The sequence below is a fragment of the Herbiconiux sp. L3-i23 genome, assembly GCF_023734115.1.
Classification (GTDB): Bacteria; Actinomycetota; Actinomycetes; order Actinomycetales; family Microbacteriaceae; genus Naasia.
Genome location: NZ_AP025737.1, coordinates 2,444,211 through 2,463,353, shown reverse-complemented (window position 1 = coordinate 2,463,353; position 19,143 = coordinate 2,444,211). Strand labels below are relative to the sequence as shown.

The 19,143-nt window shown below is 69.3% G+C and carries 23 protein-coding genes; 15 read left to right on the top strand and 8 right to left on the bottom strand.

Annotated elements, in window-relative coordinates:
- Nucleotides 1-3: 3 nt before the first annotated feature.
- On the bottom strand, nucleotides 4-1,266 hold the full coding sequence (xseA, locus tag NGH83_RS11725) for an exodeoxyribonuclease VII large subunit (protein ID WP_251856432.1): 1,263 nt from the start codon (nucleotides 1,264-1,266) through the stop codon (nucleotides 4-6).
- Between the two features lie 111 nt (nucleotides 1,267-1,377).
- Here xseA and NGH83_RS11720 point away from each other — a divergent pair, with 111 nt between their 5' ends.
- Both NGH83_RS11720 and NGH83_RS11715 read left to right on the top strand, forming a co-directional pair.
- Nucleotides 1,378-2,490 (top strand): 4-hydroxy-3-methylbut-2-enyl diphosphate reductase, encoded by a 1,113-nt coding sequence (locus NGH83_RS11720; protein ID WP_251858522.1) that lies wholly within the window; start codon nucleotides 1,378-1,380, stop codon nucleotides 2,488-2,490.
- Nucleotides 2,487-3,023, top strand: coding sequence for a DUF6264 family protein (locus NGH83_RS11715; RefSeq protein WP_251856431.1), 537 nt, complete (start codon nucleotides 2,487-2,489; stop codon nucleotides 3,021-3,023). Before NGH83_RS11720 ends, NGH83_RS11715 begins: the two co-directional genes overlap by 4 nt.
- Before the next feature lie 238 nt (nucleotides 3,024-3,261).
- Here NGH83_RS11715 and fbaA read toward each other — a convergent pair whose 3' ends face one another.
- Nucleotides 3,262-4,287: a class II fructose-bisphosphate aldolase gene (gene fbaA / locus NGH83_RS11710; protein WP_251856430.1), complete on the bottom strand. Its 1,026-nt coding sequence runs from the start codon at nucleotides 4,285-4,287 to the stop codon at nucleotides 3,262-3,264.
- 194 nt (nucleotides 4,288-4,481) lie between these two features.
- Between fbaA and glpX the strand changes: the two genes are divergently transcribed.
- Nucleotides 4,482-5,414 (top strand): class II fructose-bisphosphatase, encoded by a 933-nt coding sequence (gene glpX / locus NGH83_RS11705; RefSeq protein ID WP_251858521.1) that lies wholly within the window; start codon nucleotides 4,482-4,484, stop codon nucleotides 5,412-5,414.
- Nucleotides 5,415-5,851: 437 nt separating this feature from the next.
- Here the strand turns inward: glpX and rmuC are convergent, their stop codons facing one another.
- From rmuC to NGH83_RS11690, 3 genes are all read right to left on the bottom strand, one after another.
- The gene (gene rmuC, locus NGH83_RS11700; RefSeq protein ID WP_251856429.1) at nucleotides 5,852-7,372 is read right to left on the bottom strand and encodes a DNA recombination protein RmuC; all 1,521 of its coding nucleotides are present in this window, start codon (nucleotides 7,370-7,372) and stop codon (nucleotides 5,852-5,854) included.
- Nucleotides 7,373-7,498: 126 nt separating this feature from the next.
- Nucleotides 7,499-8,860, bottom strand: coding sequence for an MDR family MFS transporter (locus NGH83_RS11695; RefSeq protein WP_251858520.1), 1,362 nt, complete (start codon nucleotides 8,858-8,860; stop codon nucleotides 7,499-7,501).
- A gap of 188 nt (nucleotides 8,861-9,048) precedes the next feature.
- Nucleotides 9,049-9,684 carry a 3'-5' exonuclease gene (locus tag NGH83_RS11690; protein WP_251856428.1) on the bottom strand — a complete coding sequence of 212 codons (636 nt, stop codon included), beginning with the start codon at nucleotides 9,682-9,684 and terminating at the stop codon, nucleotides 9,049-9,051.
- A 122-nt stretch (nucleotides 9,685-9,806) separates the two neighbouring features.
- Here NGH83_RS11690 and NGH83_RS11685 point away from each other — a divergent pair, with 122 nt between their 5' ends.
- Complete coding sequence (locus NGH83_RS11685) at nucleotides 9,807-10,976, top strand: MalY/PatB family protein (RefSeq protein ID WP_251856427.1); 1,170 nt, start codon at nucleotides 9,807-9,809, stop codon at nucleotides 10,974-10,976.
- Here NGH83_RS11685 and NGH83_RS11680 read toward each other — a convergent pair.
- Nucleotides 10,973-11,527, bottom strand: a complete 555-nt coding sequence (locus NGH83_RS11680) for a hypothetical protein (RefSeq protein WP_251856426.1) — start codon at nucleotides 11,525-11,527, stop codon at nucleotides 10,973-10,975. The genes NGH83_RS11685 and NGH83_RS11680 overlap by 4 nt on opposite strands.
- 124 nt (nucleotides 11,528-11,651) lie before the next feature.
- Between NGH83_RS11680 and ychF the strand changes: the two genes are divergently transcribed.
- Nucleotides 11,652-12,725: a redox-regulated ATPase YchF gene (gene ychF / locus NGH83_RS11675; RefSeq protein ID WP_251856425.1), complete on the top strand. Its 1,074-nt coding sequence runs from the start codon at nucleotides 11,652-11,654 to the stop codon at nucleotides 12,723-12,725.
- Nucleotides 12,726-12,758: 33 nt separating this feature from the next.
- Here ychF and NGH83_RS11670 read toward each other — a convergent pair whose 3' ends face one another.
- Together NGH83_RS11670 and NGH83_RS11665 are read right to left on the bottom strand one after the other, a co-directional pair.
- Entirely contained in the window at nucleotides 12,759-13,910 is a 1,152-nt protein-coding gene (locus tag NGH83_RS11670) for a site-specific integrase (protein ID WP_251856424.1), read from the bottom strand.
- A complete protein-coding gene (locus NGH83_RS11665; RefSeq protein WP_251856423.1) occupies nucleotides 13,903-14,490 on the bottom strand; it encodes a helix-turn-helix domain-containing protein in 588 nt (195 codons plus the stop codon). Before NGH83_RS11665 ends, NGH83_RS11670 begins: the two co-directional genes overlap by 8 nt.
- A gap of 15 nt (nucleotides 14,491-14,505) precedes the next feature.
- On the opposite strand from NGH83_RS11665, the gene NGH83_RS11660 reads away from it, so the two are divergent.
- The 10 genes from NGH83_RS11660 to NGH83_RS11615 all read left to right on the top strand — a co-directional run bounded on the left by NGH83_RS11660 (nucleotide 14,506) and on the right by NGH83_RS11615 (nucleotide 18,999).
- Nucleotides 14,506-14,709 (top strand): helix-turn-helix domain-containing protein, encoded by a 204-nt coding sequence (locus NGH83_RS11660; RefSeq protein ID WP_251856422.1) that lies wholly within the window; start codon nucleotides 14,506-14,508, stop codon nucleotides 14,707-14,709.
- Entirely contained in the window at nucleotides 14,709-14,984 is a 276-nt protein-coding gene (locus tag NGH83_RS11655) for a hypothetical protein (RefSeq protein WP_251856421.1), read from the top strand. The genes NGH83_RS11660 and NGH83_RS11655 overlap by 1 nt, the downstream gene beginning before the upstream one ends.
- Nucleotides 14,981-15,673: a hypothetical protein gene (locus NGH83_RS11650; protein ID WP_251856420.1), complete on the top strand. Its 693-nt coding sequence runs from the start codon at nucleotides 14,981-14,983 to the stop codon at nucleotides 15,671-15,673. The genes NGH83_RS11655 and NGH83_RS11650 overlap by 4 nt, the downstream gene beginning before the upstream one ends.
- 139 nt (nucleotides 15,674-15,812) lie before the next feature.
- Nucleotides 15,813-16,274, top strand: coding sequence for a hypothetical protein (locus tag NGH83_RS11645; protein WP_251856419.1), 462 nt, complete (start codon nucleotides 15,813-15,815; stop codon nucleotides 16,272-16,274).
- On the top strand, nucleotides 16,271-16,477 hold the full coding sequence (locus tag NGH83_RS11640; protein WP_251856418.1) for a hypothetical protein: 207 nt from the start codon (nucleotides 16,271-16,273) through the stop codon (nucleotides 16,475-16,477). Before NGH83_RS11645 ends, NGH83_RS11640 begins: the two co-directional genes overlap by 4 nt.
- 2 nt (nucleotides 16,478-16,479) lie before the next feature.
- A complete protein-coding gene (locus NGH83_RS11635; protein WP_251856417.1) occupies nucleotides 16,480-17,397 on the top strand; it encodes a hypothetical protein in 918 nt (305 codons plus the stop codon).
- Entirely contained in the window at nucleotides 17,390-17,764 is a 375-nt protein-coding gene (locus NGH83_RS11630) for a hypothetical protein (protein ID WP_251856416.1), read from the top strand. Before NGH83_RS11635 ends, NGH83_RS11630 begins: the two co-directional genes overlap by 8 nt.
- A complete protein-coding gene (locus NGH83_RS11625; protein ID WP_251856415.1) occupies nucleotides 17,761-18,081 on the top strand; it encodes a hypothetical protein in 321 nt (106 codons plus the stop codon). The genes NGH83_RS11630 and NGH83_RS11625 overlap by 4 nt, the downstream gene beginning before the upstream one ends.
- Entirely contained in the window at nucleotides 18,078-18,290 is a 213-nt protein-coding gene (locus NGH83_RS11620; protein WP_251856414.1) for a hypothetical protein, read from the top strand. Before NGH83_RS11625 ends, NGH83_RS11620 begins: the two co-directional genes overlap by 4 nt.
- Nucleotides 18,277-18,999, top strand: coding sequence for a tail fiber domain-containing protein (locus NGH83_RS11615; protein ID WP_251856413.1), 723 nt, complete (start codon nucleotides 18,277-18,279; stop codon nucleotides 18,997-18,999). The genes NGH83_RS11620 and NGH83_RS11615 overlap by 14 nt, the downstream gene beginning before the upstream one ends.
- The last annotated feature ends 144 nt before the right edge of the window (nucleotides 19,000-19,143 follow it).

Sequence of the window (19,143 nt, the reverse complement as noted above, 5' to 3'; positions counted from 1 at the left end):
ATCTTAACGAGCGCCACCGACGCCGGCCTGCGCCGCGTCGGTCGCCGAGCCGCTGTCGACGGCGCCCGTGCTGGTCGCGCCGATCGTGCCGTCGGTGAGTCGCAGATGCAGGGCCGCCCCGGCCGGTGCGTCGGACACCCCGCGGACCACGTGCCCCTCGTCGGTGAGAGCGATGGCGTAGCCGCGCGCGAGGGTGCTGTGCGGTGAGAGCGCGGTGAGGCGGCCCTTCAGCTCGCTCGTCACGTTGTCGGCTCGTTCGATCGCGCGGGTAGCGAGCTCGGAGCCGCGGGCCACCCAACGGGTCAGCTCGTCGGCGCGCGTGTCGACGATCCAGGTGGTGCGCGCGAGCGCGGGGCGGGAGCGGAGGGCCGCGATGCGGTCGACCTCGATGGACACGCGGTGGGTGACGCGGCTGCGGATGCGTGCCCGCGCCTGCTCGACACGCGCCAGCTCTTCCGAGACGTCGGGGATGACCCGCTTCGCCGCGTCGGTCGGCGTGGAAGCGCGAAGGTCGGCGACCTCGTCGAGAAGGGGACGGTCGGCCTCGTGACCGATGGCGCTGACCACCGGCGTCGAGCACTCCGCGACCGCACGCATCAGCGCCTCGTCGCTGAACGGCAGGAGGTTCTGGAAGTCGCCGCCGCCGCGCGCGACGATGATGACCTCGACCTCGGGATCGGCGTCGAGGCGGCGGACGGCGGCCGCGACCTCGCGCGCCGACCGATCGCCCTGCACCGCCGCGTAGACGGTGCGGAAGGTGACCGCGGGCCAGCGCAGGTGCGCGTTGCGCAGCACGTCCTTCTCGGCGTCGGAGTCGCGACCCGTGACCAGGCCCACGACGCCGGGGAGGAAAGGCAGCGGTTTCTTGCGCTCCGCCGCGAAAAGCCCTTCCGCCGCGAGAGTGGCGCGCAGGCGCTCGAGCCGCTCGAGCAGGTCGCCGAGCCCCACGTGCTTCATGTCGAAGACCTGCATGGTGAGGCTGCCGCCCTTGAGCCAGTAGCTCGGCTTGATCAGCGCCACCACCCGGTCGCCCTGCTTCAGGTCCGACGGGATGCGCGACTTGACCGACGACCAGATCGTGAAGCCGACGGTCACGTCGGCGTCGGGGTCTTTCAGCTTGCCGTAGACGTTGCCGCCCGAGATGCCCCACTGGGTGATCTCGCCCTCGACCCATGCCGAGCCGAGCCGGTCGAGATAGCCCTTGAGCTTGGCGGCGAGCAGGCCGACCGGCCACGGGGCGTCGGCGGTGGGAGGGGCGTCGGTCATCGGTGCCGCTTTCTCGTGAGCGCCCCGTGCGGGGCGACTGTCGTTGCCAGGCTGCTCATCACCCACGGCACTTACAATCGAGGGGTGAGCAACGCCACGATCGGACTCGGGATGCCGCGCGTCCCGGCGACGGCTGCACCGGATTCCGGCGTCACGAGCGGGCCCGATTCGCGGAACAGATTAGTCGACACCCCCGTCACCGGTTCCAAGCGGGTGCTGCTGGCCGCGCCCCGCGGCTACTGCGCCGGCGTCGACCGGGCGGTCATCGCGGTCGAGAAGGCCCTCGAGCACTACGGTGCGCCGGTGTACGTGCGCAAGCAGATCGTGCACAACATCCACGTCGTCACCGAGCTCGAGAAGAAGGGCGCCGTCTTCGTCGACGAGGTCGACGAGGTGCCGCAGGGCGAGCACATCGTCTTCAGCGCCCACGGAGTCTCGCCCGCCGTCGTCCAGGGCGCCGCGGACCGCGGGCTGCACGCCATCGACGCCACCTGCCCGCTCGTCACCAAGGTGCACCGCGAGGCCGTGCGATTCGCGCGGGACGACTTCGAGATCCTGCTCGTCGGCCACGAGGGCCACGAAGAGGTCGAGGGGACCGCGGGGGAGGCACCCGATCACGTGACACTCGTCGGGTCGCCCGACGAGGTCAACACCGTCGTCGTGAAGGACCCGGACAAGGTGGTGTGGCTGTCGCAGACCACGCTGTCGGTCGACGAGACGATGGAGACGGTCCGCCGCCTGCGCGAGCGCTTCCCGAACCTTCAGGACCCGCCGAGCGACGACATCTGCTACGCCACCCAGAACCGCCAGGTCGCCATCAAGAAGGTGGCGCGCGACGCCGACCTCGTGATCGTCGTCGGATCCTCGAACTCGTCCAACTCGGTGCGCCTCGTCGAGGTCGCGCTCGAGTACGGCGCCAAGGCCGCGTATCGCGTCGACTACGCCAGCGAGGTCAAGCAGGAGTGGCTCGACGGGGTCGAGACGGTCGGCGTCACCAGCGGCGCCTCGGTGCCCGAAGAGCTCGTGCAGGAGCTCCTCGACGAGCTCGCGGGTGCCGGATACGGCGACGTCGAGACCGTCACCACGGCAGAGGAGGACCTCGTCTTCTCGCTGCCCAAGGAGCTGCGCCGCGACATCAGCGGCAAGCAGGACTCCCGTGCCCTCGGCGGGCGCGGCCGCGCGCAGGCGCTGCCGTCGACCGGGGCGGACGGGCCGCGCGCGTGAGCGATCGACCGACCTCCGGTCCCGCTCCGCGTTGGGGCGAGTACGCGCCGGTGCCCGACCCGCCGGCGCCCGAGAAGCCCGAGCCGCAGGAGACGGTGCCGCCGCAGCCGCCGGCCGAAGATGCTGCCGCCGACTCCGCGGGCGGTCGTCGCTGGGATCGCATCCTCAGCTACGGACTGCTCGTGCTGGCCGCCTTCAATGTGATCACCGGCATCCCCCCGATGCTCGATCTCGCCGGAACCCTGCAGAGCACCTACACGGCGGCCGGGTTGGGTGCGTACACCTCCGACTCGCTCGCCTCGAGCATCGGCGTCGCCATCAACATCACCCAGGTGCTGCTGCTGCTCGCCGCCGTCGCACTGACACTTGCGAACCTGCGCCGCGGCCGCATCTCGTTCTGGATCCCGCTCAGCGCGGGGGTGGTCGCGACGCTCGTGATGATGGTGCTGCTCGCGTTCGCGATCTTCGGCGACCCGGGCTTCGCGGCTTACGTCGACCAGCAGATGCAGGACGCCGCCACCACAGCGCCCTGACCCGACCCGTCCGGCAGGCCTGCCGACGCTCCGGCCCTCCCCGCCGTGTGCACGGATCAGGATCGTGTGCACGGATCAGGAGATCGCGCGCGGATCAGGACCGATCCGGCCCTGCTGATCGGCGTGTCGGCCTGTGGGTCCTGATCCGTGCACGCAGGGGGCCCGCGGTGGCCTGACCCCTGAACGACGAAGGCCCGCCCCACGAATGGGACGGGCCTTCAGCAGAGGGGACTGCTGGTCAGCTCTGCGACTTGCCGTACGAGCCGAGCTCTTGGGTCGCCTCGACGACGCGGGCCGCCATGGCGGTCTCGGCGATCTTGCCCCAGCTGCGCGGGTCGTAGACCTTCTTGTTGCCGACCTCGCCGTCGACCTTCAGCACGCTGTCGTAATTGCGGAACATCGTGTCGGCGATCGAGCGGGTGAAGGCGTACTGGGTGTCGGTGTCGATGTTCATCTTGACGACACCGTTCGAGACGGCCTCGGCGATCTCCTCTTGAGTCGAGCCCGAGCCGCCGTGGAAGACGAGGTCGAGCGGCTTGGGGCCGTGACCGTACTTCTCGGCGAGCCCGGCCTGGATCTGCCCGAGGAGCTCGGGGCGCAGGCGGACGTTGCCCGGCTTGTAGACGCCGTGCACGTTGCCGAAGGTGAGGGCTGCCATGTAGCGGCCGTTCTCGCCGAGCCCGAGCGCCTCGACGGTCTGGATCGCGTCGTCGAGGGTCGTGTAGAGGTGCTCGTTGATCTCGTGGCTGACGCCGTCCTCTTCGCCGCCGACGACGCCGATCTCGACCTCGAGGATGGCGCCGATCGCCTTGGTGCGCTTGATCATGTCCTGCGCGACTTCGAGGTTCTCCGGCAGCGGCACGGCGGATCCGTCCCACATGTGCGACTGGAAGATCGGGTTGCGACCCGCCTTGACCTCGTCCTCGGAGGCGGCGATGAGGGGCAGCACGAAGCCCTCGAGCGCCGGCTTCGGGCAGTGGTCGGTGTGGAGGGCCACCGTGATGGGGTAGTTCTTCGCGACCTCGGTCGCGAACTTCGCGAAGGCGAGCGCACCCGCGGCGCGGTTCTTCACCGTGTGGCCGGCGAAGTAGTCGGCGCCACCGGTGGTGACCTGGATGATGCCGTCGGAGCCGGCCTCGGTGAGTCCCTGCAGCACCGAGTTGATCGTCTGCGAGGAGGAGACGTTGATCGCGGGGTAGGCGAAGCCGTCGTTCTTGGCGCGGTCGAGCATCTCCGCGTACTGGTCGGGCGTTGCGATGGGCATGGAATCTCTCCTGAGTGTCCCTGGGGCCGCTGACGCGGTTCCGTTCGAGTCTACTGAGCGCCCCCACCCCTGCCTCGGGACGATGGTCACAGCTATGGTGATCGTGGCGGTCGATGCCGACCGGCTCCCGAAGGAGGGCGACCGTGGACGATCCGAAGAATCTCGTGTATTCGCACCCCGATCGGAATCTCGCGATGGAGCTGGTGCGCGCCACCGAGGCCGCCGCCATCCGCGCGGTGCCGTTCATCGGTCGCGGTGACAAGAACGCCGCCGACAAGGCCGCGGTGGATGCGATGCGCAAGTTCCTCGGCACCGTCAACTTCGACGGCGTCGTCGTGATCGGCGAGGGCGAGAAGGACAAGGCGCCGATGCTCTTCAACGGCGAGCACGTGGGGAACGGGCGCGGACCCTCGTGCGATATCGCCGTCGATCCGATCGACGGCACCTCGCTGACGGCCGCCGGGCGCCCGAACGCGCTGTCGATGATCGCGGTGTCCGACCGCGGATCCATGCTCGACGCCTCCAGCGTGTTCTACATGGACAAAATCGTCTGCGGCGCTGAGGGGATCGGCGTCGTGGATATCCGCAAGCCGATCGGCGAGAACATCCGTGCGCTCGCGAAGGCGAAGGGCAAGGACGTGGGCGACATCGTCGTCGCGGTGCTCGACCGGCCGCGGCACGAGCGGCTCGTGGCCGATATCCGTGAGGCCGGGGCCGGAACTCGGCTGCTGCTCGACGGTGACGTCGCGGGTGGCATCAACGCGGCCCGGTACGAGACGCGCATCGACCTCTGCGTCGGCACCGGTGGCAGCCCCGAGGGCGTCGCGACCGCGTGCGCGATCAAGGCTCTCGGCGGATTCATCCAGGGGCGGCTCGCGCCGCGCGACGACGTCGAACGCGAGAACGGACTCGCCGCCGGGCTGAAGTTCGACCACGTATACGAGGCCGACGAGCTGGTGCGCAGCGAGAACACGTTCTTCGTGGCGACGGGAGTCACCGACGGCGGACTGGTCGAGGGTGTCCGCAAACTCGGACCGATCATCCGCACCGAATCGATCGTCCTGCGCTCGCGCTCGGGCACGATCCGACGCGTGATCGCCGACCACCTCGCCGAGAAGTGGATCTGATTCGCCCACTTCACCCCTTCCCGCGGCCTGCGCACGGGTCGAAGTGGGCGACTGAGGTGCCGAGTTCTGCGGGTGTTTCGCGCTGAACACCCGCAGATCTGGGTACCTCGTTCGGGCTGAGGCGCCGTGAGCCTGCTCGTGCCCGGGCTGAGTTGCCCACTTCACCCCGTGTTGTGGTCTGTGGACGGGGCGAAGTGGGCGAGTCAGCAGGGGGCCAATGCGGTCGAGGTGCCGAGTTCTGTGGGTGTTTCGCGCTGAACACCCGCAGATCTGGGCACCTCGTCCCTGCTCAGGCGCAGTGGTCCCGCTCGCGCCCGGGTTGAGTTGCCCACTTCGCCCCGTGATGCGGTCTGTGGACGGGGCGAAGTGGACGAGTCAGCAGGGCACCTCGGCCCGGCTGAGCGCCGCCAGCCGAGTCAGCAGGTCGGCGCGGAGCGTCAGGCGGACTTGGCTTCGTCCTCCGGCGCGGCGTCGATGGCCTCGGCCGAGAAGTCGATCAGTTCGGGCTGGTGCGGGGAGACCGCGTCGAGTTCGAGGGCGACCCGATCGCTGGGCTTCGCCGCCGGCTTCGACGCGGCCGCGGCGGCTGCTGCGGAGGAGTCGCCGGAGCTGGTCAGCTCGAAGGCGGTCAGCTCGCGCGGAGCCTCCTCGATGCCGTCGAGCGCGGGCAGGATCTTCGACTCGTCCAGTGCGTTCAGCTTGCGGGCCGACGGCAGCACCTGGCGCTCGAGCGAGCCCACGAAGCTGTTGTAGGTCTTGACACTGCTCTCGATCGAGCGGCCGAGCTTCGCGATGTGGTTCGCCATCGTCGACAGGCGGCCGTACAGCTCGCGGCTCAGGTCGAACAGACTCTTCGCCTCTTGCGTGACGACGTCCTGCTGCCAGCTGAATGCCACGGTCTTGAGCACCGACCACAGCGTCACCGGCGACGACAGCGCCACACGGCGGGCGAACGCGTACTCCATGATCGTCGGGTCTGCCTCGAGTGCCGACGAGACCAGCGACTCGCTCGGGATGAAGGCGATGACCATCTCGGGGCTGGCGTCGAGGCCCTCCCAGTAGGTCTTGCTGCCGAGAGTGTTGATGTGGTCGCGGACCGCCTTCACGTGCGCCTTGAGCAGGGTCGCCTTGCGAGCCAGCTCGGCGTCGCTCGCGGTCGCCGGGATGGCGGCGGCTTCGAGGTAGGAGTTGAACGGAACCTTCGCGTCGACCGCGATGCTCTTGCCGCCCGGCAGGTTGATGACCATGTCAGGGCGACCGGCGCCCGCGTCGGTGCTGATGCTCGCCTGCACGTCGAAGTCGACGCGGTGCAGTAGACCGGCGGCCTCGACGACGCTGCGCAGCTGAGTCTCGCCCCACACTCCGCGGGTGCTGTTGGAGCGCAGTGCGGAGGCGAGCGACTCGGCGGTGCTGCGCAGGCGCTCCTCGGACTCGGCGGCCGTGCGCAGCTGCTGCGCGATCTCGCCGTGCTGCAGCGAACGCTGGGTCTCGATATCGGCGACCTTCGCCTGCATGGTGCGCAGCGACTCCTGCACCGGCGTCAGTGCCTGCAGCACCTTGCTCTCGATGGCGTCGCGCTGCTTCTGCTCGGTCTGCTCGCGCTGGTGACGCTCGACCAGGTCGCGGTAGCGGTCGTGGTGTCCGCCGATCTCGCGCTGCAGGCCGTCGACCTCGGAGCGGAGCCCGGCGATCTGCGCCTGGAGTCGCGCGTGGGTCTCGGCCGCGCGAGCCGACTCGTCGTTGCGCAGTGCGATGTGGTCGCGCTCGATCGCCGCCCGCAGGCTCGCCTCTTCGGCCCGCAGCTGGGCGAGCTCGGCGCCGTGCCGCAGCTCGACGACCGCGGGGTCTTCACCCACGACCTGCGCAGGGCGCGCGCGGTTCGCGAGCATCCAGCCGACCAGGCCGCCGAGCGCGATGCCGACGATCAGGCTGACGATGAGGGTGACGACGATCTCCATGTCCGTCAGTGTCTCCCGTGCCTCGGACATCGGCACCGTCGGCGCGCCACCCGTCCCCGAGAACCGCTGAGGCGACTCGCCCACTTCACTCCGTCCGCAGCGCCGGACACGGGGTGGACTGGCGAGTCAGCCGGCGGGAGCCGGGGCCGGCTCGGCGACGTGCTTCGGCATGAACGCCGAGGCGACGAGCAGGGCGACGGCGATCGCGGTGATCACAAGGAAGACCGTGTGCATGCCGGACGCCAGCTCCGCGGGCGACGGCGTCGACGTCGCGTCACCGGCGGCGCCGTTGACGATGGCCCCGAAGATCGCCACGCCGACAGCGCTGCCGATCGACCGGGCGAACATGTTCGCACCGGTGACGACGCCACGGGCGCTCCAGTCGACGCTCGTCTGCGCGGCGATCAGCGCGGGCGCGGCGACGAGGCCCATGCCGAGGCCGACGATGAGGCAGAACAGCGCCACCTCCCACACCTGCGACGCTTCGCCGAGCAGCAGCATGAGGGCCGTCCCGACCACGACGAACCCGGACCCGATCAGGGTCGTGATGCGGAAGCCGAACGGCAGGTAGAGGCGCCCGGCGAGCGACGCCGCGACCGGCCAGCCGAGGGTTAGCACGGCGAGCGAGAACCCGGCGATGACCGCGGAGGCGCTCAGCACCTCCTGCGAGAAGGTCGGGATGTACGACGAGAGACCGAGGGTGATCGCGCCGACGCCCATCGAGACGATGCTGCTGGCGACGAGCACGCGACGGCGGAAGATCCAGAGGGGCAGGATCGGGTGCTCGACCTTGCGTTCGACGAGCACGAACGCGACGAGGAGCAGCGCGGAGGCGGCGAAGATCCCGAAGCTGATCGGTGCATCCCACGCCCACGACTCGCCTCCCTCGAGCAGTCCGAGGATCAGCAGCGACGTGCCGGCGGCGAGCAGCGCCGCGCCGAGGTAGTCGATGCGCTGCGTGCCGCGCTCGACCTTCTCGGAGTAGTTGCGCCACAGGATGAACCCGGCGACGAGGCACAGGGGGATGTTGACGAAGAAGATCCAGCGCCACGACAGGAAGTCGGCGAACACGCCGCCGAGGGCAGGGCCGACGACCGACGAGATGCCCCACACGCTCGCGATGTATCCCTGCGCGACGGCCCGCTCGCGCAGCGTGTAGATGTCGCCGGCGATCGTGATGCTGATCGGCTGGATCGCGCCGGCGCCGAGCCCTTGCAGCAGGCGGAAGACGATGAGCGCCGGCATGCTCCACGCGAACCCGCAGAGCACCGAGGCGAGCAGGAAGAGTCCGATGCCGAACAGCATGACGGGCTTGCGGCCGAGCACGTCGGCGAGGCGGCCCGCGATGGGGGTGGACACGGCCTGGGCGAGCAGGTAGATCGAGAACAGCCACGGGAACTGCGAGAACCCGCCGAGGTCGTCGACGATCGCGGGCACCGCGGTGGCGAGGATGGTCGCGTCGAGCGCGACGAGCGCGGTGCTCAGCATGAGCGCCAGCAGGATGGGTCCGCGATCGGATCGCAGACCGACCGACGCCCGCGAGATCCGTTCGGCGGGTGCGGGGTCGCTTCGCGGTTCAGTCACGAGGAATTCCAGCACCCATCGGGCTCACCCTATTCCCGTCTCCCTGGGCTCCAGACGGGAGTCGAGCGGAGGCCGGCGAGCGATGCGCCGGGTCAGGCGACGGCGGCCACTTCCACTGCCGACGCCACAGGCGCTACCGGCACGACGGGCTCGACGATCGGGGTGCCGATGCGGCCCAGCTTCGCCTTCGTGATCGCCGCCAGGTCGTGGATGCTGTCGACCCCGTGCCGCTTCGCCGCGTGCACCATGATCGCGGCGCACGCCTCGGAGTCGGCGAGGGCGTCGTGGTGGCGGAAGTCCTCGAAGCCGGCGGCCATCGCGGCGACGGGCAGCTTGTACGAGTCGAGGTGGTAGGTGCGGCGCGCGACCTGCAGGCTGCAGACGTACGAGTAGCTGGGGGTGACGAGCCCGCTCGCCTCGCACGCCGCCTTGATGACGGTCATGTCGAATCCGGCGTTGTGGGCCACGAATACGTCGTCGCCGGCGAAGGCGACGAGGTCGTCGAGCTGGTCGGCCCAGCGCAGGGCATCGGCGATCTGCCACTCCTCGATGCCGTGGATGCGGGTGTTCCATTCCGAGAACCAGTCGTGCGGAGCCGGCGGGCGGATGAACCACGACGCCGTGTCGACGACGCGACCGTCGCGCACCTTCACGAGCCCGACGGAGCATGCCGAAGCGCTCGAACGGTTGGCGGTCTCGAAGTCGATCGCGGTGAAATCCATCGGCACGGGTCGACTCTCACACGCGCCTCGGACGCCGCCGGGTCGCCTCGCCGCGTTCCCGGCGACCGCCGGGCGTGTCGATCGCGGTGTCAGGATTGACTTCCGAACGTCGTCGACAGGGAGACCGCATGAACGAGTACGCCGGGGTCTGGGATTCGCTGACCGCCGACGAGCTGCGCGGCCGGGGCAGCGTGAAGTGGGACCACGAGCACCCCGACGTGCTCGGCGCGTGGGTGGCCGAGATGGACTTCGGCACCGCGCCCGCCGTGATCGACGCGTGGCAGGAGTCGGCGCGGCGCTTCGAGTTCGGCTACCCGTCGGCGGCGATGGTGCGCGAGATGGCGGAGGCGACCGCCGAGTGGTACGCGCACCGCTACGACACCGAGATCGACGTCGCCGATGTCGCCCCGATCGCCGACGTGATCCGCGGACTCGAACTCGCGATCACCGAGTTCTCGGCCCCGGGCGCGCCCGTCATCGTGCCGACGCCCGCCTACATGCCCTTCCTCTTCGTGCCCATCGACCTCGGCCGCGAGGTGGTGCAGGTGCCGATGCATCGCACTGCCGACGGCGGCTTCACGCTCGATCTCGACCGGATCGGCGCCGAGCTCGACGCCGGGGCCGACCTCGTGATTCTCGCCAACCCGGGCAACCCGACCGGCAAGGTCTACTCGCGCGACGAGCTCGCGGCGCTCGCCGAGGTGGTGGAGGCGCGCGGCGGTCGCGTCTTCTCCGACGAGATCCACGCGCCCCTCACCCTGTTCGGCAACCGGCACATCCCGTTCGCGAGCGTGTCCGATGCCGCCGCCCGCGTCGCGGTCACCGCCACGTCGACCTCGAAGGCCTGGAACCTGCCGGGCCTGAAGTGCGCGCAGCTGATCCTTTCGGCCGATCGCGACCGCGAGGTGTGGCAGCGGATCGGCCCGATGGCGAGTCACGGCGCCAGCACTCCCGGTATCCGCGCGAGTGCCGCCGCGTATCGCGGGGGAGAGGCGTGGCTCGACCAGGTCGTCGGGTACCTCGAGGACAACCACCTCGCCCTGCGTCAGCGTCTGGCGGAGCGCCTTCCGCTCGCCACGATCGCCCCGCTGCAGGGCACCTATCTCACCTGGCTCGACCTCACGGCCTACCCGGTGGTCGGCGACGTCTCCGAGGTGCTGCTCGCCGAGGCGAAGGTGCGCGTGAACAGCGGGCCGGCGTTCGGTGAGGTCGGCGAGGGGCACGTGCGCCTCAACATCGCGACGTCGCGCGCGATCCTCGTCGAAATCGTCGACCGGATGGCCGACGCGCTGGCTTAGCGGTCGGCCGCATCCGCAACGTCTTCGTCGAGGATGCGCTCCTCGTCGAGGATGCGTTCGTCGTCGTCGTCCCGCCCCGACTCTGCGGGCTCGACCTGTGCCGCGAGCTGAGATCGCAGGGCGTTGATCGACGTAGTCGTCCACCACAGACCGAACCCGGCCTGGGCGGCCAGTAGCCACCCGGCGGGGTAGTCGGCGCGAGAGAAGATCGAGTAGCCGACGAAGGGGACGGCGACCGCCAGCCCGCCGATGCTCCAGCGGCGGAAGGCGATGGCGCGGCGCAGTTCGCGAGCGATGTCGAGCGGGTAGTCGCGGTTGGGGCGGCCGTCGGCCCGCCATCTCTCTTCGCGGCGGTCGGCTCGGATCGACGCGAGCATGCCTCCGGAGACGCCTGCTCCGAGAAGTCCGACGAGCAGGAGGAGGAGTCCCGACCCGACGGCGCGCGAGTTGCCGGACGTCGCGGCCATGACGGCGATCCCCGCCGCTGTCGCGAGAAGACCGACCGAGACGCCGATCCACCAGGTGGTGAAGCGCTGGGTGACGGGCCGCATGCCCCAAGGGTGGCGAACGGGACGTCCGCTGTCCAGATGTCCGATTCGTCCTGATAGAGCGGTCAGGCGACGCCAGAGGAGACGCGGCCAGCTGTCCGAGGGCGGGACGGTACTCTGGACCCCCGTGGCACTCACCATCGGAATCGTCGGACTCCCGAACGTCGGCAAGTCGACCCTCTTCAACGCCCTGACCAAGAACCAGGTTCTCGCCGCGAACTACCCGTTCGCGACGATCGAGCCGAACGTCGGCGTGGTGAACCTGCCCGATCCGCGCCTCGAGGTGCTCGCCGGCATCTTCGGAAGCGAGCGGATCCTGCCCGCCAGCGTGTCGTTCGTGGACATCGCCGGCATCGTGAAAGGCGCGAGCGAGGGTGAGGGGCTCGGCAACCAGTTCCTCGCGAACATCCGCGAGGCCGACGCCATCGCCGAGGTCGTCCGCGGCTTTGAGGACCCCGACGTCGTCCACGTCGAGGGCGGCGTCAACCCGGCCGGTGACCTGGAGACGATCAACACCGAGCTGATCCTCGCCGACCTGCAGACTCTCGAGAAGGCCCTTCCTCGCTACGAGAAGGAGGTCAAGGGCAAGCGCCTCGACCCCGCCGTGCTCGATGCGGCGCTCGCCGCGCAGAAGCTGCTCAACGACGGCAAGACGCTGTCGGGTGCTGGGTTCGACGTCACCGAGATCCGCGAGCTGGGCCTGCTCACCGCGAAGCCGTTCATCTACGTCTTCAACGTCGACGAGAGCGTGCTGACCGATCCCGCGAAGAAGGCGGAGCTCGCCGCGCTCGTCGCCCCGGCGGAGGCGGTGTTCCTCGACGCGAAGATCGAGTCGGAGCTCATCGACCTCGACCCCGAGGACGCCGCCGAGCTGCTCGCGAGCACCGGCCAGGAGGAGAGCGGACTCGACCAGCTCGCCCGCATCGGCTTCGACACCCTCGGCCTGCAGACCTACCTGACGGCGGGCCCGAAGGAGTCGCGCGCCTGGACGATCGGCAAAGGATGGACCGCTCCTCAGGCGGCCGGCGTCATCCACACCGACTTCCAGAAGGGCTTCATCAAGGCCGAGATCATCTCGTTCGACGACATGGTCGAGACCGGCTCCGTCGCCGAGGCCCGCTCGAAGGGCAAGGCCCGCATGGAGGGCAAGGACTACGTCATGCAGGACGGCGACGTGGTGGAGTTCCGCTTCAACGTATAGCGAAGGCGCTGCTGCCCCGGAATGACGCGGAAGTCAGGCGTTCCCGGCGTCCGCAGTCCGCGAGGAGTCCGCAAGACTCGGCAGAGCGCTCCGGATGAGCCCGCTCGCGGCCGCTCTCGTGCGGTCCGCGGCGGTCGGCCACAGGTGGCTGTAGGTCGACAGGGTGGTCGTTGCTTTCGCGTGTCCGAGGGCGCGCTGCACGGTGACGACGTCGCAGCCGGCGGCGATGAGTCCCGATGCGTAGAAGTGTCGGAGGTCGTGGAGCTTGAAGTGCTCGACCTCGGCCGCGACGAGGGTCTTCCTCCAGTGGTAGCTGATGGTGTTCTGGTGAGGGGGCTCGCCGTGAGCGCCGACGAAGATCCACTGCTCCTCGCCTCGGACGCCTTGGGTCTCGATGTGGCGGGCGAGGATCTCGAGCAGCTCGTCGGCGAGGAACACGTCGCGTTCGCTGCCGTACTTCGGGGGAGTGACGGCGATGGTGCCGCCGGGCGCTCGCTGCACTTGGCGGCGGACGTGGAGGGTGCGGCGGAGGAAGTCGATGTCTGACACCTGCACCGCCGAGGCTTCACCGAGCCGCAGACCGGCGAACGCGGCCAGGGTGACGTAGGCGTGCATCCACGGTTCTGAGGCGCTGAGAACGGCGCCCACGGTCTCCGGGGTGGGGATGCTCATGGCGTGCTCGGCTTTGCGGAGGCGGGGGAGCGTCACGCCGTCTGACGGGTCGGTGGCGATGAGCTTGTCGCGGACCGCGGCGCGGAGCACGGCGCGGACGTTGTTCACCCGGGTCTTGATGGTGCCGGGTGCGAGCCCGTCGGTGGTCATGCGCTTCACCCAGGCCTCGACGTGCGAGCGGCGGAGGCGGGCGAGCTCGACGGATGGGTCGAAGGAGCGGACGGCGAGGCTCATGGCGGTCGCGGTGCCGGTGGCCCAGACCTGGCGCTGTGACCAGTCGTCGAAGAATGTCTGCAGGGTGACGCGGCCGGCGTCAGGATCGACGTACCGTCCGGTGACGATCGATGCCGTGACGGAGTCCAGCCACTCCTGTGCGCTGTCGCCTGCCCTGCGCCCCTTGGCGCCGGGCGTGGGTGCGTTCCGGTACGGGAAGTGCCGGGAGTGCTCTTTGCCGTTCTCGTCGCGGTAGCGGGCCCGCCAGGACCCGTTAGGGCGCTTCTGGATGCTAGCCACGGTCGGGATCTCGGGGAACGCCGATCCAGCTGAGCGGCGTATGCGGATCGGGTTCCGAAGCTGAAGACCCCGGGCGGTACTCGTTCTGAAGACGTGACACTTCGGCGCGAGCCGTGTCGACCCGAGTCATCGCCGCGACGTGCAGGTCGAAGATTTCGGCGGAGACATCCGAGCCGTTGGCAGTTGCTGTTCGGACCTTCTCCCAGGCCGTGCGCGCCGACGCTGTGGCTTCCTCGAGTTCGTCGATCGACTGTCTAAGCAGCTTGCCCCACCCTGGCAAGAAGGAAGCAACTGGCACGTCGAAGAGGCCAGCGAGAGCCTCGGCTTCCGCGAGACGGAGGGGGCGCTCACCCTTCTCGACGCTGGAAACCGTCGCTTGCGACCAGGGCCACCCGAGATCGCGCATGCGAGTCGCGAGCAGGCGCTGAGACATCCCGCCGCGCGTGCCTGCGACTCGCGCCCCGATGTCCTTATCGCTCGTCATAGCCAATAACTGTACGTCGTCGGCGGGTCGCTTGACAACGAATGCGGTGCACTCGAATATGGGGGCAAGCGACAAGAAATGCTTGTTGTTAGACAAGAGAGGACGTGCACAGTGGATATCGAAATTGGGAACGCGGGGAGGCTGCTCACGCTCGATGAGACGGCCGAGATCCTCCGGAAGACGCCCGCGCAGCTGCGCTACCTGCTCGCGTCCGGGCAGGCGCCGAAGCACGGCAAGATCGGCGGCCGAATCATGTTCCGGCGGTCCGACGTCGAGGCGTTCATCGAGGCGGCGTTCGCTGAGGCGTCGGCCTGATGGCGGGTCCGGGCGCCGGAGAGATCCGGCTGATCCTCGACGCCGGCAAGGACGGCATGACCCGCTTCGCGGTGCGAGCGGCACCGGGTCAGAAGTCGATCACTGCGGCGGCGCTTCTGCGAAAGCTGCCGACGCTCGTCGCTCAGCTGCAGCTGCAGATTGAGCGCGCCGCGGACCGTGAGGAGTCCGCAACGAAGAATGCCCCCGAACCGGTTGCAGCCGGTCGAGGGCGAGTCCGCAACACCCAGACAGCAGTCAAGGAGATCGAACGTTGAGCACCATCCTACAGGCCGCCCCCGAGGCGGCACAGGCCCCGTCCGGGGGACGCCTGAACCGTCTGGGCGCCTACACGCCTTCCCCGGCCGAGATCGAGCACGCGGCACGGTTCCGCGACTACACCGTCGAGTACCGGCCGATCCGAGGGCGCAGCATTACCCACCACGAGGACGGGTTTTCGCGCATCGGGCAGATCAGCGTCGACCACGATGCGCGCCTGTTCAAGCTCTACCCCTACCCGCACGCGACCACCGTCGATGTGCGTCAGATGGAGCGCACGGTCGCTGCGATCCGGTCGGGGTACTGGGGTGCGCTGCCGTGGCAGACGAGCGAGACGGGCACCCAGTGGGCGACGGTCGCGGTCCGCACGTCGGCTCGGCGGGAGAGTGAGTGGCCCGAGGTGCGGGTCTGCAAGGTCGAGAGCTGCCAGCACTTCCGCGAGTGGCACCGCGTCGACGACGAGGGCAGCGTGCGTCACTTCGCAGTCGGCGCCGACGAGCCCGAAGGGTCGCCGTGGCAGGTCGGCCTGCAGCGGACCGATGACGGCCCCTGGCAGGTCTCGATCGACTACGCACCGGATCGGCCGCTGACCGAGCTTGAGGTCGCGGGGCTGCTGTCGCGGATCCGGTGGGTGGCTGAGGATGCTCGCCGGCTGAACTCTCCCGCGGTGCAGGAGGTGCCTTGCTGATGGGCGAGCACATCGATCCCGTGTTCGCGGTCGTGACGTCGGCGCTGCTGTGGACGTTCTACGGGCTGCAGCTGTGGCGAGCACGGCGCAAGCGAGGTGGGGCTGTGTGACCGATGCGCGACTTCCAGAACGACTGCTCATGGACCGCCGCCTCCGCAAGCTCTCCCCGGTCGATTTCCGGTCCTACGTCATGGCGCTGATCTGGTCCGTCTCAAACCGGACCGACGGCGAAGTCGAGCCTGGCGATCTGCTGCTCATCCCGCAGTTCAATCCCGATAGCCCTCCTGCTCTCGTCAGAGAGGGGCTGTGGGCTGAGGAGGGGAAGGCGTGGCGGATCGTCGACTTCGGGCGCGATCAGTCGAGTCGACACGAACTCGAGGTGCTCGACAACGTGCGACGGGCTGACCGTGAGAAGAAGCGCAGACAGCGAGCTGCAGCGAAGAAGGACGCTGTCCCGGGGGACGTTCCCCGGGACATGTCCCCGGGGACAGCACAGGAAGGACAGGACAGGACAGGAAGGACAGGCAGGGATAGCGAAGCGAGTGGTGATGCCTGGTCCGACGTTCCTGTTGCTGCGCCGGGTTCGAGGAGGGCGTCGTGAGTGAGGGGTTCCCGGTGGGTGTGCCGGTTCGGGTCATGTCGGATGCGGAGCAGGCGGCGTATTGGAAGGACAAGGCGCGGAAGCACGAGCGCCGGTGGCGTCTGTTGATGAAGAAGCTGCGTCGCTCGGTCGACGCGATGGATGACCTGCTGGGGGAGCTCGAGCAGGTCGAGGATGCGGCGCTGGGCGCCGAGAAGGAGTGAGCATGAGTCAGACAGTGGTGGAGGGGCGGTCGCCGTTCTTCCCGTCACCGACGGCGGATTACAACTACGCGGCGATCGGGCAGCACCCGCTATTCCGCGAGGTCGCACCAAAGATCGAAGGGTGGGGTGAGCTGACCGCGGCTGCCGATCGGGTGGCCTCGCTCGAGGTGCCGGCGTTCGATCGGTCGCCGGTGGACGACGTCACTCTGGCTGACGCCATCGTGGATGGCGCGGACCCAGTCGAGATGGTGCAGCAGCGCAACGCGACGATGGGCCGGAACGCTGCGCTCGAGACCGCGTCGCACCTACTGGGCGCCGCTCGCCGGCAGCTCACGGCTCGGGCTGAACGGTGGGTCGACTCGCACCGGTCGCGGATCGCCGCTGAAGTGTCGTCGGCGCTCGGCCGGGTCGCGGCAAAGGCGTCGCCGCTGGTGCAGGGTCCGCTCGCGTCGATCCGGTCGGGGGCTGATCTCGCGAAGCATCCGAAAGCCGCGGCCGCGTTTGGGGAGTTCGCGGAGCTCGCGGAGCAGTTCGCGGACGGCGCGAAGCTCGCGGACGCGCTCGCCCCTCTGCCGCCTCACAGCGACTATGACCGGTTCCCGGCCTTGAACCTGCTCGGCGATTACCCGGCCGCGTTCCCGACGTTCTACCTCTCGAAGTGGCCGCTCGCCGTGACGGGAGAAGGCGGCCGCCAGGTTGCAGTGATCCCGGACAGTGTGCCGCCGTGGACGCTGCGGGATGAGCGCGATCTGCTCGTGTTCGATGACCCGGTGGCGCGTCTGCGGTACTTCGCGGGGAACGAGCTCCCAATCACTGTCGCCGCGACGAGCCAAGACCTCGCGGTGCGGCTTGAAAAGCTGCAGCGTCTGGCCGAGCAGCGTCGCGCGGAGCGGGCAGCGAAGGAGGCCGCTCGTGGCTGATCTGCTCAGGACCGCGGTACTCGCGACGATCCGGGCGGAGGTGCGGCAGGACGCCGACACGTTCGAGGGGGTCGCGCAGCATCTCGACGTGCAGTCGTTCGTGAACCCGGAGGGCGAGATCGACATGGGCGCGGTGCGGGCGTTCGCCTCGAACTTCGGCGGCGCGCCGCAACCGGTCGCGCAGCCGGTCGACCCCGTGGCCGCGGCGATCGCACGGCAGAGAGCGCAGGTAGGGGAGTCGGTCGAGCGGGCGCAGCGCGACCACGAGTATGAGTCGCAGTTCACCGGTCACTCGGATCACCCGATGCCGGCGGCTGACGTGTCGCTCGGCGCCGGTGAAGGTCTCGCTGAGGAGTACGAGTCGTGAGCGCCCGTGACGATCAGCGCGAGCGCCTCGACGCCGCCCGGGACAGGATCCTGGCGAAGCTGTCCCCCGGCCGGAACCCGGCGACTCAGGTCGTGGCGCCGGGGGACCCGGTGGCGGAGGCGATCAGGCAGAAGATGCTCGGCAACGTGACCGCGGTCGCCGGCACCGATGGCCCCGAGGCAGAGCGGCGGCGCGTGAACCCGCGCTTTCCGCAGTCCGCAGCCCGTGCCGTGTCGGCGGACGACTGCCGGCGGGCGGGTCACCTGGTCGAGGAGCAGGGCGTTCCGCGCCCGTGGCAGGAGGAGTACCGACGATGAGCGAGATCAGGGACAGGGTGGCGGAGATCCACGCGGAACGAGCCGCGGCGCAATTGAGGGCGGACGAGCGGCAGCAGTCCCGCACCCTCGACGAGAAGGGGAGGCGGGCCCGCGGGGAACTGATCCGTGCGGCCGCTTACGCGCGCCTCGCGCCGCCAGTCGAAGACGAGAACGAGGACGATGAGGAGGAGACCGATGGCCGGTCGTAGCCCTGCTGGGGACGGTCTCGGGTGGCTGCAGCGGGAGATCGGCGAAACCCGTCGTCGACTCGACGAGCTCGAGCGGCCGTCGGGTACCTCGGTCGCGTCGCTCTACGCCCAGGTGCAGGCGGCGCTCGCGAACATCACCTCAACCGTGCAGGCCGCGATCGCCGCCAACTCAATGACAACCGCGCAGATCCAAGCGCTCGTCGCGAGCCCGGGAGCGATCTCGCCGGCATCGGTGAACGCGTCCGGGGATGTCCGTGTCGGTGGAGCGCTGCGGGCCCCGCAGGTTCCCGTCACCATCCTGACGCAGGCGTACTTCGCGACCTACGCGACCACGGTCGACGGGAAGCTCGGACACGTACCGTCCTCGCGCCGGTTCAAGCAGGACATCGCGCCGGCGTCAGCGCCCCTCGACGCGGTCCTCGCGCTGCAGCTCATGACGTTCCGGTACATCGCCGCGGTCGATGAGCTCGGCGACGACGCGGACGTCGAATGGGGCCTTATCGCGGAGGACGTCCACGACCTCGGCCTGCACTGGCTCGTGTCGTATGACGCCGACGGGCTCCCGGTTGGGGTCAGGTTCGAGCGCCTCGCCCTCGCCCTGCTCCCGGTGATCCAGGACCACGAGACACGCATCGCTGACCTCGAGCAGCTGCTGTACGGCTTCCGCGACGAGGTGCAGCAGCGATTCGGCTCAGACGAGGAGCACTGATGCCCGGCTGGAAAGGCAGCAACCGACGGGCTCAGCTACCCACGGACTGGCCGCAGATCCGAGCAGCGATTCTCGACCGTGACAGCCACCGATGCCAGCACGTCAGAACCGACACGGGGCAGCGATGCCTACGACCCGCGCGTC